The 14,667-nt window shown below is 59.6% G+C and carries 16 protein-coding genes; 9 read left to right on the top strand and 7 right to left on the bottom strand.

Annotation, left to right across the window (positions count from 1 at the left end; all coding sequences use genetic code 11):
* The first annotated feature begins 20 nt into the window (after window positions 1-20).
* Window positions 21-359, top strand: coding sequence for a P-II family nitrogen regulator (locus tag Cth01_RS15325; RefSeq protein WP_003056652.1), 339 nt, complete (start codon window positions 21-23; stop codon window positions 357-359).
* Window positions 360-502: 143 nt separating this feature from the next.
* Here the strand turns inward: Cth01_RS15325 and Cth01_RS15320 are convergent, their stop codons facing one another.
* The 4 genes from Cth01_RS15320 to Cth01_RS15305 all read right to left on the bottom strand — a co-directional run bounded on the left by Cth01_RS15320 (window position 503) and on the right by Cth01_RS15305 (window position 2,747).
* The gene (locus Cth01_RS15320) at window positions 503-1,096 is read right to left on the bottom strand and encodes an LOG family protein (protein ID WP_034356985.1); all 594 of its coding nucleotides are present in this window, start codon (window positions 1,094-1,096) and stop codon (window positions 503-505) included.
* A complete protein-coding gene (locus Cth01_RS15315; protein ID WP_045839643.1) occupies window positions 1,093-1,491 on the bottom strand; it encodes a diacylglycerol kinase in 399 nt (132 codons plus the stop codon). The genes Cth01_RS15320 and Cth01_RS15315 overlap by 4 nt, the downstream gene beginning before the upstream one ends.
* 10 nt (window positions 1,492-1,501) lie before the next feature.
* Window positions 1,502-1,966: an RDD family protein gene (locus tag Cth01_RS15310; RefSeq protein ID WP_003066228.1), complete on the bottom strand. Its 465-nt coding sequence runs from the start codon at window positions 1,964-1,966 to the stop codon at window positions 1,502-1,504.
* Window positions 1,967-2,093: 127 nt separating this feature from the next.
* Window positions 2,094-2,747: a DUF3106 domain-containing protein gene (locus Cth01_RS15305; RefSeq protein WP_231905701.1), complete on the bottom strand. Its 654-nt coding sequence runs from the start codon at window positions 2,745-2,747 to the stop codon at window positions 2,094-2,096.
* On the opposite strand from Cth01_RS15305, the gene Cth01_RS24310 reads away from it, so the two are divergent.
* Window positions 2,746-2,943, top strand: a complete 198-nt coding sequence (locus Cth01_RS24310; RefSeq protein ID WP_012837807.1) for a hypothetical protein — start codon at window positions 2,746-2,748, stop codon at window positions 2,941-2,943. The genes Cth01_RS15305 and Cth01_RS24310 overlap by 2 nt on opposite strands.
* Here the strand turns inward: Cth01_RS24310 and Cth01_RS15300 are convergent.
* Window positions 2,932-3,387 (bottom strand): DUF3619 family protein, encoded by a 456-nt coding sequence (locus tag Cth01_RS15300; RefSeq protein ID WP_045839642.1) that lies wholly within the window; start codon window positions 3,385-3,387, stop codon window positions 2,932-2,934. The two genes, Cth01_RS24310 and Cth01_RS15300, sit on opposite strands and share 12 nt — an antisense overlap.
* Window positions 3,384-3,953, bottom strand: coding sequence for an RNA polymerase sigma factor (locus Cth01_RS15295; protein WP_034356999.1), 570 nt, complete (start codon window positions 3,951-3,953; stop codon window positions 3,384-3,386). Before Cth01_RS15295 ends, Cth01_RS15300 begins: the two co-directional genes overlap by 4 nt.
* Before the next feature lie 265 nt (window positions 3,954-4,218).
* Between Cth01_RS15295 and Cth01_RS15290 the strand changes: the two genes are divergently transcribed.
* The 7 genes from Cth01_RS15290 (at window position 4,219) to pbpG (ending at window position 13,686) form a co-directional block, all read left to right on the top strand.
* On the top strand, window positions 4,219-6,006 hold the full coding sequence (locus Cth01_RS15290) for an acetolactate synthase 3 catalytic subunit (protein ID WP_045839798.1): 1,788 nt from the start codon (window positions 4,219-4,221) through the stop codon (window positions 6,004-6,006).
* Window positions 6,007-6,161: 155 nt separating this feature from the next.
* Window positions 6,162-6,653, top strand: a complete 492-nt coding sequence (ilvN, locus tag Cth01_RS15285) for an acetolactate synthase small subunit (protein ID WP_003056638.1) — start codon at window positions 6,162-6,164, stop codon at window positions 6,651-6,653.
* A 73-nt stretch (window positions 6,654-6,726) separates the two neighbouring features.
* Window positions 6,727-7,743 (top strand): ketol-acid reductoisomerase, encoded by a 1,017-nt coding sequence (gene ilvC, locus Cth01_RS15280; RefSeq protein ID WP_003056637.1) that lies wholly within the window; start codon window positions 6,727-6,729, stop codon window positions 7,741-7,743.
* A 199-nt stretch (window positions 7,744-7,942) separates the two neighbouring features.
* Window positions 7,943-8,812 carry a CDP-diacylglycerol--serine O-phosphatidyltransferase gene (gene pssA, locus Cth01_RS15275; protein WP_003056635.1) on the top strand — a complete coding sequence of 290 codons (870 nt, stop codon included), beginning with the start codon at window positions 7,943-7,945 and terminating at the stop codon, window positions 8,810-8,812.
* 231 nt (window positions 8,813-9,043) lie between these two features.
* Complete coding sequence (leuA, locus tag Cth01_RS15270; protein ID WP_034393178.1) at window positions 9,044-10,717, top strand: 2-isopropylmalate synthase; 1,674 nt, start codon at window positions 9,044-9,046, stop codon at window positions 10,715-10,717.
* Between the two features lie 103 nt (window positions 10,718-10,820).
* A complete protein-coding gene (locus Cth01_RS15265; protein ID WP_012837810.1) occupies window positions 10,821-12,359 on the top strand; it encodes a 2-isopropylmalate synthase in 1,539 nt (512 codons plus the stop codon).
* A 112-nt stretch (window positions 12,360-12,471) separates the two neighbouring features.
* Window positions 12,472-13,686, top strand: a complete 1,215-nt coding sequence (gene pbpG, locus Cth01_RS15260; protein ID WP_045839641.1) for a D-alanyl-D-alanine endopeptidase — start codon at window positions 12,472-12,474, stop codon at window positions 13,684-13,686.
* Window positions 13,687-13,796: 110 nt separating this feature from the next.
* Here the strand turns inward: pbpG and Cth01_RS15255 are convergent, their stop codons facing one another.
* Window positions 13,797-14,630: an IclR family transcriptional regulator gene (locus Cth01_RS15255; protein WP_034393183.1), complete on the bottom strand. Its 834-nt coding sequence runs from the start codon at window positions 14,628-14,630 to the stop codon at window positions 13,797-13,799.
* Between the last annotated feature and the right edge of the window lie 37 nt (window positions 14,631-14,667).

Raw genomic sequence — 14,667 nt, 5'->3', positions numbered from 1 at the left:
TCAATTGAGGAACCAGCCCCATGAAAATGATTACCGCCGTCATCAAGCCCTTCAAGCTCGAGGAAGTGCGCGAGGCCCTGGCCGAGTGTGGGGTGAATGGTCTGACCGTGACCGAAGTCAAGGGTTTTGGCCGCCAGAAAGGCCATACCGAGCTCTATCGTGGCGCGGAGTATGTGGTGGATTTTCTGCCCAAGGTGAAGATCGAAGTCGTGGTGCGAGATGAAGACGTGGACCGCTGCGTGGATGCCGTCGTCAACGTCGCGCGCACCGGCAAGATTGGTGACGGCAAGATCTTCATCACCCCCGTGGAGCGCGTGGTGCGCATCCGTACGGGTGAGCTGGACGACACTGCTGTCTAAGTCGCCATGTCGCGCCCCAGTCATGCGCCCCATGAAAAAAGCCAGACCTTGAGTCTGGCTTTTTTCATGGTCTGGGGCCGGGTGTGCGCACTGTCGGCAGCGCTACGGGCCGACGGATGACGCCCTGCAGTGTTTTTCAGGGCTCAGATTACCGAGCGCAGAGGCGGTGTATCCAGCTGGCTGCCGGCATTCTGGACGAGATTTTGCAGCAGGGCCGAGGTGTCGCTGCTGCTTTCGACCAGGCCCATCTGCCACTCGCCCATGAAGCCGTTGCCCACACAGGACTGAAGAAACTGCAGCATGGCGTCGTAATAGCCATCCACATTGAGAATGCCGACGGGCTTGTCGTGGTAGCCCAGCTGGCGCCAGGTCCAGACTTCGAACAGCTCTTCAAAAGTACCGATGCCGCCGGGCAGGGCCACGAAGGCATCGCTGCGCTCGGCCATCATGGCCTTGCGTTCGTGCATGTTCTTGACGATGTGCAGTTCGTCGCAGGCCTGGTTGGCCAGCTCCTTGTCGACCAGTGCCTGAGGGATGATGCCGACGACACGGCCGCCAGCTTGTTGCGTGGCTTCGGCCACCACGCCCATCAGGCCGCTGCGTCCACCGCCATAGACCAGCTGGCCGCCGCGCGAGCCTATCCATTGGCCCACGGCCTTGGCGACTTCGGTGAATTGAGGGTTGGTGCCGGGGCGTGAGCCGCAGTACACGCAAATGGAAAAAGCGGGTTGAGTCATACGATGAAACGGTGATAAAGAGCGGCAGCCCAGACGGCTCCGCAAAGGCACAGGGCCAGAAATACAGCAGCGCTGCCCATGTCCTTGGCTTTCTTGGACAGCTCGTGCCATTCGGGCCCAATACGGTCTATGGCTGCCTCTAGGCCGGTATTGAGCAATTCCACAATGAGCACCAGGATGACGGTGCCGGCCAACAGCGCTGTCTGCTCCCAGCTCTGGCCCAGCCAGAGCGCCAGAGGAATCATGACGGCAGCACAGATTGCTTCTTGCTGGAATGCTTTTTCATGCCAGCCGGCCTTGAGGCCAGCCAGTGAGTAGCCGCCGGCATGCAGCACCCGGGACAGTCCGGTACGGCTTTTTTGCGGGTTGACGGGGTCGGGTGAGGAGGTACTCATGGAGGGGGGGTCAGCGGATGCGTTTGGGAGTGGGGGCCTGATGCACCAGCTGGGTGCCGGCCCAGGCGTCGTGCCAGAACTGCTTTCTGGGGTGAAAGCGGCTCAGCAGCGCCCAGATCAGAATCCAGCCCATGAGCAGCACCAGAACCTCCAGTGGCGGCAGGCCCAGCGGGTAGAGTAGGGCCAGCGGTGGCAGCCACCACATCCAGCTGGCTGCGTAACGCAGCAGGGCGCGGGTTTGCGTCAGGGGGCGACCTTGGGTATCGACCACGCGGATATGCCAGGTCTTCATGGCCAGCGTCTGGCCCTTGCTCCAGAACCAGACAAAGTAGATCCCCAGCACCACCAGCATGAAGGCCTGCAGCAGATGCCGATTGTCGAGTGCATTGCGCGTCTGAGACAACGTTCCGAACAAATAGCCGGCGATGAACACCACGCCAAACAAAAGCATGCCTTCATAAAGCCAGCAAGCCATGCGGCGACGCAGGCTTGGTGCTATGAAGTCAGGAGTCGATGGGGCTGCCGGCCGGGTGTCTTGCTGCATGAAGGCATTGTAGGGCTCAGCTCAGCCGGCTTGGCGCTCGGTTGCCGCACCGACACTGTCATTGGTGCGCGTCTTGACCTGGCGCATCCAGCGGCGGCAGCGTGATGGGTGTGGCGCGAGGAATGTCCACGGGAGCCGTCTCCACAATCACCGAGGGCGTACGGATGGGGTGCGTCTCCACCATGGCAGGTGTTGCGGGCACGGGCGGTGGTGGGTGATGAATGGTTGCGGGTGGAATCTTGGGCAGATTGGGCACCGTATTGGGGGAGGCCGTGGCAGCAGGAATGCGCGCCAGCTTCTTGGAAGGCACGGGCTTGATGGCCGGTGCGGCGCTTACCACCTTGGGAGTGGCGCGGGCCGCCAGCAGTCGCTTTTCTTCATCGCTCAGAGCCTGGTAGGCCTCCCACTGGGCCTGCTTGTCAGTCGCGAGCTTGTTGGTAATGGCGAAATTCAGCCGGGCCTGATTGCGCTGGGCAGCACTCAGGCCGGACCAGGCTTCCATGCGGTCATGAAGCTTTTGCTGTTCGCGCTCGCTGAGTTTGTCAAAACCATCCGCCAGGGCAATCCAGCGGCGCTTCTGCACCGAGCCGATCATGGCCCAGCGCTCTTGCAGCGGCTGCAGAATCTCGCGCTGGTGGCTGCTGAGTTCGCCCCAGCGTGGACCTGAGGCCTGCGCCGAGGCTCTCTGGCGCGTGGACGGGTCTGCATGCATGGATCTGGATGCAGCTACCGTGGCGGGGGGGACGGAGCTGGGTGCCAGCCTGACTTGCTGTACGACATTCCATCCTGTCCAGCTCAAGGCCACCAACAACAGCGCCGCCATGATGGCGGCGGTGTTGTCGGGTTTCAGGAGGGAGCGCTTCTCAGTGGGCATCAAGGCAGAGGTGGCAGGCTGTTTAGTGTTCTGATGGGGTGGCTGCCGAGGTCTTGATGTACTGGATGAAGCCAGGGTCAGAGTAGGCAGCAGGGGGCAGATCATCGGTCAGCAAGGCTGTATCGACCTCGGTGACTTCGCTTAGCATACTTTGTTCGGTGTCGGAGTTGTAGATTACCAGGCCCGCAATGAGTGCAAAAACGGGGATGGCCGAGACCAGGGGGCGCCACCAGCCGTTACCCTCGTCGGGGTTGCCCAGTGTCAGGGTACTGCCCTGGGCAGATGCTGCAGTACTGGTCTGAACGCGCAGTACAGACGCTTCGCGGCGACGTATGGACACGGCTTGCTCGCGGGAGGCGCGCAGGCGTTCGGTAATTTCGTAAGGGAGCAAGGCTTCGCCCTCGCTCAGGCGGGCAGTGATTTGACGGGCGATGCGGTCGGCGGTCTGTTCTTGCCGGAGGGTGGGCGCGGATTTCATAACTCGATTCCTTTGGCCTTGAGTGCCTTGCTCAATGTTTGAATGGCGCGGAAGCAATGGGTTTTGACGCTGCCTTCAGAGCAACCCATGGCGGCAGCAGTCTCTGCGACATCCATCTCTTCCCAGTAACGCATGAGAAAGGCCTCGCGTTGACGCGCAGGCAGCTCCTGTATCTCTTTTTCTATGCTTTGCAGCGTCTGCTTGCGTTCGGTCAGGCTCTCGGCGTTGCTGGCGGCGGATGCGTCGCCGTTGGTGGCATAGGTTTCCAGCCAATCGAAGTCGCTGTCCCCGTCTACGGAAGACTCCAGGTCGCTGAAGTGAGTGAAAACGGCTTTCTGTGTCTTCTGGCGGCGAAACCAGTCAAGAGTGCTGTTCGACAGAATGCGCTGGAACAGCATGGGCAGTTCATTGACCGGTTTGTCCCCATAGTGCTGGGCCAGTTTGAGCATGCTGTCCTGCACGATATCCAGGGCGGCCTCCTCGTCGCGGACATGGAAAACGCTGCGTTTGAAGGCGCGCTTTTCAACGTCTTTGAGGAATGCAGACAGTTCTTGTTCTGTGGCCAAGAGAGAGTAACCCTGGAGAAAGCGGGAGTTAGGTAGTGACGAAAGCGGCAGATTATCGCATCCGATGATGTTTTTTTGTGTACTGCATTTGAAGGTCTTGTTGCAGTGCGATAATGATCTTCAACTTAAAGAAGCAAACGGATCACGGTCCGGCGTATACACAAACGTCCATGGCATGTGGTCTTAAGTCCTAAACCGGCCTCACAAGGGCTTCAGGCTAAGGGCACCGAAGGTTTTTCGTTAGAGAAATTCACAAAGGTTGATCATGGAAATCTCCAAAGCCGAGCTGGCCTCTGCAGCCGCCGCATCGTCCCCCAAGGGCGCCCAGGAATTGATGGGCTCCGAAATCCTCATCAAGTCTCTTCAGGCTGAAGGTGTCAAGCACCTGTGGGGTTACCCTGGCGGGGCAGTTCTCTATATTTACGACGCGCTCTACAAGCAGGACAGCATTCAGCATGTGCTGGTGCGCCACGAGCAGGCGGCCGTGCATGCAGCCGACGGTTTTGCGCGTGCCACCGGTGAGGTGGGCGTGGCGTTGGTGACTTCCGGCCCCGGTCTGACCAATGCGGTGACGGGCATTGCCACCGCCTATACCGACTCCATCCCCATGGTGGTGATTGCCGGCCAGACATCGACCAATTACATCGGTACCGACGCATTTCAAGAGTGCGACACAGTGGGCATCACGCGCCCCATCGTCAAGCACAACTTCCTGGTCAAGGATGTGCGCGAGCTGGCCGAGACCATGAAAAAGGCTTTCCACATCGCCCGCACCGGCCGTCCCGGCCCCGTGGTGGTGGATATTCCCAAGGACGTGTCCTTCAAGAAGGCGCTGTACACGGGCTATCCTGAAAAAGTGGAAATGCGCTCGTACAACCCCGTCAAAAAGGGACATGCAGGCCAGATCCGCAAGGCCTTGCAACTGCTGCTGACGGCCAAGCGCCCTTATATCTACACCGGCGGCGGCGTGCTGCTGGGCAATGCCTGCAACGAGCTGCGTCAGCTGGTGGACATGCTGGGCTACCCGGTCACGAATACGCTGATGGGCCTGGGCGCCTACCCGGCCAGCGACCGGAAGTTCCTGGGCATGCTGGGCATGCACGGCACCATCGAAGCCAACAATGCCATGCAGAACTGCGATGTGCTGCTGGCCGTGGGTGCGCGCTTTGACGATCGCGTGATCGGCAATCCCAAGCATTTCATGTCGGTGGAGCGCAAGATCATCCATATCGACATCGATCCTTCCTCCATCTCCAAGCGCGTGAAGGTGGATGTGCCCATCGTGGGCGATGTCAAGGACGTGCTCAACGAGCTGATTGGCATGCTGCGCGAGTCGGCACAGCGCCCCGATGAGGCGGCTTTGGGCCAATGGTGGAGCACCATCGAAGGCTGGCGCAGCCGCGACTGCCTGAGCTACGACAAGTCCAACACCGAAGTCATCAAGCCCCAGTACGTTGTCGACACACTGTGGAACATGACCAAGGATGCCGATGCCTACATCACCTCCGATGTGGGCCAGCACCAGATGTGGGCGGCGCAGTATTACCGCTTCGATGAACCCCGTCGCTGGATCAACTCCGGCGGTCTGGGCACCATGGGCGTGGGCCTGCCTTACGCCATGGGCATCAAGCTGGCCAAGCCCGACTCCGAAGTCTTCTGCATCACGGGCGAAGGCTCGATCCAGATGAATATCCAGGAGCTGGCCACCTGCAAGCAGTACAACACCCCGGTGGTCATCTGTGCGCTGAACAACCGCTTCCTGGGCATGGTGCGCCAGTGGCAGGAAATTGAATACTCGGGTCGCTACTCAAGCAGCTATATGGATTCGCTGCCCGACTTCGTGAAGCTGGCGGAAGCCTTCGGCCACCGTGGCCTGCTGATCGAGAAGCCTGCCGATGTCGAGGCTGCGCTGCGCGAGGCGCGCCGTATCGTGCGCGAGGAAAGCAAGACGGTCTTCCTGGACTTCCGCACCGATCCGACTGAGAACGTGTTCCCCATGGTGCAAGCCGGCCGTGGCATCACGGAAATGCTGCTGGGCGCCGACGATCTGTGATGCCGGGTAGCCGGTTTTGAAAAAATCGGCCTCAAGCACTTACATATCAAGCGCAAGCAGCTATATTTTAAATAGCATTTTTTGACGAATCTATTGTCCGCCGAGCCTGGCACTTACCGGTGTCAGGGGAGGGCGGCGAAAAGAGGAATCTCCCAATGAAACACATTATTGCCGTGCTGCTCGAGAACGAGCCTGGAGCACTGTCGCGCGTCGTGGGCCTGTTTTCCGCCCGTGGCTACAACATCGAATCCCTGACTGTCGCACCGACCGAGGACCCCTCGCTGTCGCGCATGACCATCCTGACCACGGGCTCGGACGATGTGATTGAGCAAATCACAAAGCACCTGAACCGACTGATTGAAGTGGTTAAAGTGGTGGACCTGACCGAAGGTGCCTACACCGAGCGCGAGCTGATGATGGTCAAGGTGCGTGCCGTGGGCAAGGAACGCGAGGAAATGAAGCGCATGGCGGACATCTTCCGCGGCCGCATCATCGACGTGACCGAGAAGAGCTACACCGTGGAGCTGACCGGCGACCAGTCCAAGAACGACGCCTTCCTGCAAGCCATTGATCGCACTGCCATCCTTGAGACCGTTCGCACAGGCGCCTCGGGTATTGGTCGTGGCGAGCGCATTCTGCGTGTCTAATGGCTGCGTTGCACCACTTTTGAATCTGAACAAACCTTTTTAACCCCCTCAAGATAAGAGACCTGGAGCCATCATGAAAGTTTTCTACGACAAGGACTGTGACCTGAGCCTGATCAAGGGCAAGACTGTTGCCATCATCGGCTACGGCAGCCAAGGCCACGCACATGCTCAAAACCTGAACGACAGCGGCGTTAAGGTTGTGGTCGGTCTGCGCAAGGGCGGCTCTTCCTGGGACAAGGTCGGCAAGGCCGGCCTGACGGTGATGGAAGTGAACGACGCGGTGAAGGCTGCCGACGTGGTCATGATCCTGCTGCCCGACGAGAACATCCCCGAGGTGTACAAGAACAACGTCGAGCCCAACATCAAGTCCGGCGCTACCCTGGCTTTCGCTCACGGCTTCAACGTGCACTACAACCAGGTCGTGCCCCGCGCCGATCTGGACGTGATCATGGTCGCTCCCAAGGGCCCCGGCCACACCGTGCGCTCCGAATACCTGAAGGGCGGCGGCGTGCCTTCCCTGATCGCCATCTACCAGGACAAGTCCGGCAAGGCCCGTGACGTGGCCCTGTCCTATGCTTCCGCCAACGGCGGCGGCAAGGGCGGCATCATCGAAACCAACTTCAAGGAAGAAACCGAGACCGACCTGTTCGGCGAGCAGGCCGTGCTGTGCGGCGGTGCCGTGGAACTGGTGAAGATGGGCTTCGAGACGCTGACCGAAGCTGGCTACGCTCCCGAAATGGCTTACTTCGAGTGCCTGCACGAGTTGAAGCTGATCGTTGACCTGATGTATGAAGGCGGCATCGCCAACATGAACTACTCCATCTCCAACAACGCGGAGTATGGCGAGTACGTGACCGGCCCCGAAGTCATCAACGAAGAATCCCGCAAGGCCATGCGCAACGCCCTCAAGCGCATCCAGAGCGGTGAATACGCCAAGATGTTCATCAGCGAAGGCCGTCTGAACTATCCTTCGATGACTGCCCGTCGTCGCCAGAACGCCGACCATGCCATCGAGCAAGTGGGCGGCCAGCTGCGCTCCATGATGCCCTGGATCTCCAAGAACAAGCTGGTCGACCAGACCCGCAACTAATGCAGGCAGGTCATTCGGCGCGAGCCGGATGACTGCGCTTGGGCAAGAGGCCACCTTTGAGGTGGCCTTTTTTCATTCCGGATGCGATCTGTGTGGCGGGTACACTGGTGGCAGGGACATGGCCATGATGGCCATGCTTGAAATACTATCGTTTTAATAGCTGCATGCAGTTGACATGCAAGCACTGGAGGTCTGTTTGATGCAAAACAGCAATGATTCTGCCGATCTGAGTGGAATGCCGCGCAAGCCGCGCAAAGGCATTTATGTGCTGCCCAATCTGTTCACGCTGGCAGCGCTGTTTGGCGGTTTCTACGCCATCGTCATGGCCATGAACAACAAGTTCGAGCTGGCGGCCGTGGGCGTTTTCTGCGCCATGGTGCTCGACAGTCTTGACGGTCGCGTGGCGCGCATGACGCACACGCAAAGCGCGTTCGGTGAGCAGATGGACTCGCTCTCCGACATGGTGTCCTTCGGTGCCGCGCCAGCGCTGATTGCTTATGAATGGGCCTTGCGTCCCCTGGGGCGCTGGGGCTGGATTGCCGCCTTTGTGTATTGCGCCTGCGCCGCATTGCGCCTGGCGCGCTTCAACGTGAATACGGCCGTGGTGGACAAGCGCTATTTCCAGGGCATGCCTTCGCCTGCGGCTGCGGCCCTGGTGGCGGGCTTTATCTGGCTGACCAGTGCGCTGATGGTTTCCCATCGTGATGTACCCATCTTCGGCGATGTGATTTCCTGGTTTGGCGGCTATCCCACGGACAGGGCCGATCTCTCCTGGATCATGTTCGCCATCACGCTGTTCGCAGGTCTGACCATGGTCACCAATATTCCCTATTACAGCTTCAAGGACATCGGCGGCGCCAAGAGCATGCCGTTCGTCTCGCTGGTGGTGGTGGCCCTGCTGATGGCCGTGGTCAGCATCGAGCCTGCAACCATGCTCTTCCTGGTGTTTGTCGGCTACTCGGTTTCGGGCTATGTGATCTATGTCTGGCGCCGTGCCAAGGGTGAGCAGGTCAGCATTGTGGCGACCTCCAAGGACGAGCCCGATGAGCGTGGTCTGCACGACGATTGAAGCGCGGCCTCAAAAAATCCTGGCCCTGCCAACTTTTCTTGTGTTAAAGTGACTCGCATGCAAAACCTGTCGCTAGCTCTACTACTAATGTCCAACGGGCAGAGAAAGTAGCGCGCGCGTACAAACACACCCTACTTGGCGGCCCGTAGCATCAGCGACGGGCCGTTTTTGCTTTTGGGCGTCGCTGGAGCTGGGTTCAATTTCCTCTAATTTCGACTAAAGAGACTCACCATGTTGCAAAACCCTTCCACCAAATACCGCGCTTTCGCCCCCGTGCGTCTGACCGATCGCACCTGGCCCGACGCGGTCATCACCAAGCCCCCGGTCTGGTGCAGCGTGGATCTGCGTGACGGCAACCAGGCCCTGATCGAGCCCATGGACATCGAGCGCAAGGTGCGCATGTTCGAGCAACTGGTGAAGATCGGTTTCAAGGAAATCGAAGTCGGCTTTCCTTCGGCCTCGCAGATCGAGTTCGACTTCATGCGCAAGCTCATCGAGGAAAACCGCATTCCCGACGACGTGACCGTGCAGGTGCTGACCCAGGCGCGTGAGCACCTGATTCGCCGCACCTTCGAAGCGCTCGAAGGTGTGCCCCGCGCCATCGTCCATCTCTACAACGCCACGGCTCCCGTGATGCGCCGCGTGGTGCTGAACATGACTGAAGACGAGATTGTGGAATTGGCTGTGACCAATGCCCAGATGTTCAAGGACATCGCGGCCCAGCACCCCAACACCAAATGGACCTTCCAGTACTCGCCCGAAATGTATTCGGACACCGAGCTGGAGTTCTCCAAGCGCGTGATAGACGCCGTCACCGACGTCTGGCAGCCCACGCCCGAGAACAAGTGCATCATCAACCTGCCCACCACCGTGGAGCACTCAACGCCTAATATCTTTGCCGACATGGTGGAGTGGACGCATCGCAACATCAAGCGCCGTGACAGCGTGGTGATCTCGGTCCATCCGCATAACGACCGCGGCACGGGAACGGCGGCTGCCGAGCTGTCCCTGATGGCCGGCGCGGACCGCCTGGAAGGTTGCCTGTTCGGCAACGGCGAGCGCACCGGCAATCTGGACGTGGTGAATGTGGCGCTCAATATGTATATCCAGGGCGTGAACCCCGGCCTGGATTTCTCCGACATCGACGATATCCGTGCAACGGTTGAGCATTGCAACCAGTTGCCCGTGCATCCTCGTCACCCTTACGTGGGTGACTTGGTCTACACCTCCTTCTCCGGCTCCCACCAGGACGCCATTAAGAAGGCTTTCGCCGCCCACAAGGAAGGCGATATCTGGGATATGCCTTATCTGCCCATCGATCCCAAGGACCTGGGGCGCAGCTATGAGGCAGTGATTCGCGTGAACAGCCAGTCGGGCAAGGGTGGTATTGCCTATCTGCTCGAGAGCGAATATGGGCTTCAGCTGCCTCGCCGCCTGCAGATCGAGTTCAGCCAGGTCGTGCAGCGCGAGATGGATGCCAGCGGCAAGGAATTGTCGGCTGCGGATCTGTGGGAGCTGTTCCAGCGCGAATATGGGGTCAACACTGTCAAGGCACCCCAATATCGCCTGAGCGAGGCAGATGGCGTTGTCAATATGACTTCCCACATCGAGATCGCCGGAGAAAAGTATTTTTTGGAAGGCGAAGGTACGGGCCCCATTGATGCCTTCGTGCAGGCGCTGTCGGCTAACGTCGGCCGCAATGTGCGCGTGCTCAACTATGCCGAGCATGCGATTGGCGAGGGAGCGAATGCCAAGGCGATTGCCTATGTGGAGCTGCGCGTGGATGACGCTCAGGTCTGCTATGGCGTCGGGGTCGATGCCAATATCGTTTCTGCCTCGTTGCGCGCCATCATCTCGGGAGTGCAGCGCGTCCCTGCTGTCGCCGAAGAGGCGGTAGCCGCATAAAAGGTTCAAAGCCGGTGTCGCCAAAAGCGCACCGGCTTTTTTGTCGGCAATCCTCCAGTCAAAACAGGCGTCTACCGGCGCCATTACATAGAGAGTCCCCACCATGTCCGATCAGCTCATTATTTTTGACACCACCTTGCGTGACGGCGAGCAGTCGCCCGGCGCATCCATGACGCGCGATGAAAAGCTGCGCATTGCACGCCAGCTGGAGCGCCTCAAGGTCGATGTGATCGAGGCAGGGTTTGCCGCGGCATCCAATGGCGACTTCGAGTCCATCCAGACCATTGCGCGTGCCATCAAGGACTCCACAGTCTGCTCGCTCTCCCGCGCCAACGACCGAGACATCGCGCGTGCGGCCGAGTCCTTGAAGGGGGCCAACCGCGCTCGCATTCACACCTTCATCGCCACCAGTCCGCTGCACATGGAGAAAAAGCTGCGCATGACACCCGAGCAGGTGCTGGAGCAGGCCAAGCAGGCGGTGCGCTTCGGGCGCAATCTCATCGAAGACATCGAGTTCAGCGCGGAGGACGGCTATCGCAGCGAACCCGATTTTCTGGCGCGCGTGATCGAGGCCGTCATCAAGGAGGGTGCAACCACCATCAACGTGCCCGACACCGTGGGCTACGCGATTCCCGAGCTTTATGGCGAGTTCATTCGCAACTTGCGCGAGCGCGTGCCCAACAGCGACAAGGCCGTCTGGTCCGTGCATTGCCACAACGACCTGGGCATGGCGGTTGCCAATTCGCTGGCGGGCGTGAAGATTGGCGGCGCACGCCAGATCGAATGCACCATCAACGGGTTGGGTGAGCGTGCGGGTAACTGCTCACTTGAAGAAGTAGTCATGGCCATCAAGACGCGCAAGGACTACTTTGGTCTCGACGTGAATATCGATACCCAGCATATCGTGGCCGCCAGCCGCCTGGTCAGCCAGACCACGGGCTTTGTGGTGCAGCCCAACAAGGCGGTGGTGGGAGCCAATGCCTTTGCCCATGCCTCCGGCATTCATCAGGATGGCGTGCTCAAGGCGCGTGATACCTACGAAATCATGCGTGCTGAGGATGTGGGCTGGGCGGCCAACAAGATCGTGCTGGGCAAGCTCAGCGGTCGCAACGCCTTCAAGCAGCGCCTGCAGGAGCTGGGGGTGGAGCTGGACAGCGAAGCTGCCATCAACCAGGCCTTCACGCGCTTCAAGGAGCTCGCGGATCGCAAGAGCGAAATCTTTGACGAGGACATTCTGGCGCTGGTGAATGCCGAAGGCGCGGAGCACCAGGACAATCAGTTTCAGTTCATTTCGCTGGCCCAGCAGAGCGAAACGGGTGAGCGCCCACATGCCAGCGTGGTCTTCAGCAATGCAGGTCGGGAAATCAAGGCCAGCTCCGAGGGCAATGGTCCGGTCGATGCCTCGTTCAAGGCCATCGAGTCCGAAGTCAAGAGCGGTGCCGAAATGGTGCTGTATTCCGTCAATGCCATCAGCGGCTCAACCGAGAGTCAGGGCGAGGTGACGGTGCGCCTGCAGCGCAGTGGTCGCATCGTCAACGGAGTGGGTGCTGACCCCGATATTGTGGTCGCATCGGCCAAGGCATATCTGAGCGCTTTGAACAAATTGCATAGCAATCAGGAAGTTGTTGCAGCACAAGGTTGACTGCTGGATTTATAATTTCACTCAGATTATCGAGAAGGTTGTGCAAGTGCTTGTCACTGCACAACTTTTTTGATTGAATTAAATCCTTACACCTTGTTGTCTGGAGTATCGCATGCAGCTGCTGCGTCCATTTCGCCTTGCAAAACTCACCCAGGTGGTGTCTTTGGCTCTGTTGAGCTGCGCTCTGGCTGCTCCGGCAGCGCATGCGGCGACGCCCAAAAAAGACTCCAAAAAGCCCGTGGCTGCTGCGGCTTCGGCTAAGAAAGCGGCCAAGGAGCCGGCTGGCAAGGTTCGTGCCGCAGCGCAGCCCAAAAGCGCAAAGGTCGCCAAAGGCAAGCCGGAAAAGGCAGACGCCAAACTTGCAAGCAAGAAGGGCGGCAAGACTTCTCTGGCAGCCAAGGCCGAAAGAGACGAGAAGACCGGCGGCAAGAAGCGTCTGGCCAGGGCAGGAGCCGCTGGCGCTACGGTTGCGGCAGCAGCTGCTGCAACGGCAGTCGAGCCCGCACGCCTGTCCTATGGGCAGATGGCGGGTCTTCACTCCGTCTCGGATCCCCTGGATCTGCAAAGCAGCGTGGCTTATGTGATCGACCAGGACACACATGAGGTGCTGCTGAGCAAGAACGATCAGGCAGTGCTGCCGATTGCCTCGCTGACCAAGCTGATGACCGGTCTGCTGATCTCTCAGGCCCGCCTGCCCATGGATGAGATGATCACCATCACGCAGGACGATGTGGACACCGAAAAGCACAGCAGCTCCCGCCTGCGTGTCGGTACCACCTTGACGCGTGCCGAGATGATGCATCTGGCGCTGATGTCCAGCGAGAACCGTGCTGCCCATGCCCTGGGACGCACTTATCCCGGCGGTCTGGCGCAGTTTGTGCAACTGATGAACTCCAAGGCGCTGCAACTGGGCATGAAGGACACGCGCTATGTGGAGCCCACCGGCCTGTCCAGCAGCAACCAGTCCAGCGCACGCGATCTGGCGCGCCTGGTGGCGGTGGCGCATGCCGATCCGCTGATGCGCGAGTACTCCACATCGCCCGGCTATGAAGTGGCCGTCGGTCGCCGCACGCTGCAGTTCAACAACACCAACCGTCTGGTCAAGAGCGACAACTGGGATATTGGCCTGCAAAAGACCGGCTATATCTCCGAAGCCGGACGCTGCCTTGTGATGCAGGCCCATGTGGCCGGGCGCAAGCTGATCATGGTGTTCCTGGATTCCGCAGGCAAGTTCAGCCGCCTGGCAGATGCCGAGCGCGTGCGCCACTGGATGGAAAGCAAGGGGCCCACCGCCAGCAATACGATTGCAAGCCGTATCAGGGGCTAAGCAGGTACAGGTCCAGTCAAAAAGCGCTACCCAGGTAGCGCTTTTTTATTGGGTCTACACCTGAAATGGAATTCCAGCTCCTTTGCAGATTGCGAGAGGCGCCCCTGTATTCAACTGTGCTGGCTGCGGCTATAGGGGTTGGGGGCGGCCTGAGCCGAGGCCGGGCGTGTGCCGCTGAAACCCAGCGCCACGGAAATTTCCTGCACCGTGGCCTGCAATCTGGGGGCCCAGCTCTCGTCAAGGCGGTCTGCTGGGGCAGAGATGGACAGGCCCGCAATCAGCTTGCTCTGGTCGTCGTAAATGCCGGCTGCCATGCAACGCACGCCTAATTCCAGCTCTTCGTTGTCGCGGGCAATGCCGTATTGACGTACCTTGGCCAGCTCATGTTCGAGGTCACCCAGCTGGGTGATGCTGAAATGGGTCTTGCCGGGCAGGCCGGTGCGCATGGCATAGGCGCGCACCTGCTGGGAATCGTCAGCTGCCAGAAACAGCTTGCCGTTGGAGGTCAAATGCAAAGGCGCGTGGCCGCCAATGGCGCGTACCACCTGCATGCCAGAGCGCTCGCTGTAGGCGCGTTCCACATAGACAATCTCGTCGCCCTGGCGCACGGACAGGCTGATGGGTTGCTGAATCTGCTTGTAAAGCTGACGCATGGGGGTCAGCGCCACTTCACGTACGTTCAGCCGGGCCTTGACCAGGTTGCCCAGTTCCAGAAAGCGCATGCCCAGGCGGTAGCTGCCCGATTCGGGGCGATCCACAAAGCGGCCCAGTGCAAGGTCATTGAGTATGCGGTGCGTGGTCGATGGATGCAGGCCCGTGCGTTCGCTGATCTCCTTCAAAGAAACCGCTTCCTCACGCGATGCCAGCACGTCGATCAACGTGAACATGCGTTCCAGAACCTGGACGCTGGGCTTTGCGGAGGCCGATAGGTCGTCTTTTTTCATGCGTTGGAGATACTTTGCGGGATGAGGGCATTCTAGC

It is taken from the genome of Comamonas thiooxydans, from assembly GCF_000964545.1.
Taxonomy (GTDB): Bacteria; Pseudomonadota; Gammaproteobacteria; order Burkholderiales; family Burkholderiaceae_C; genus Comamonas; species Comamonas thiooxydans.
Note: the sequence above shows the minus strand (reverse complement) of the source record. Positions and strands in the feature narration are given on the sequence as shown.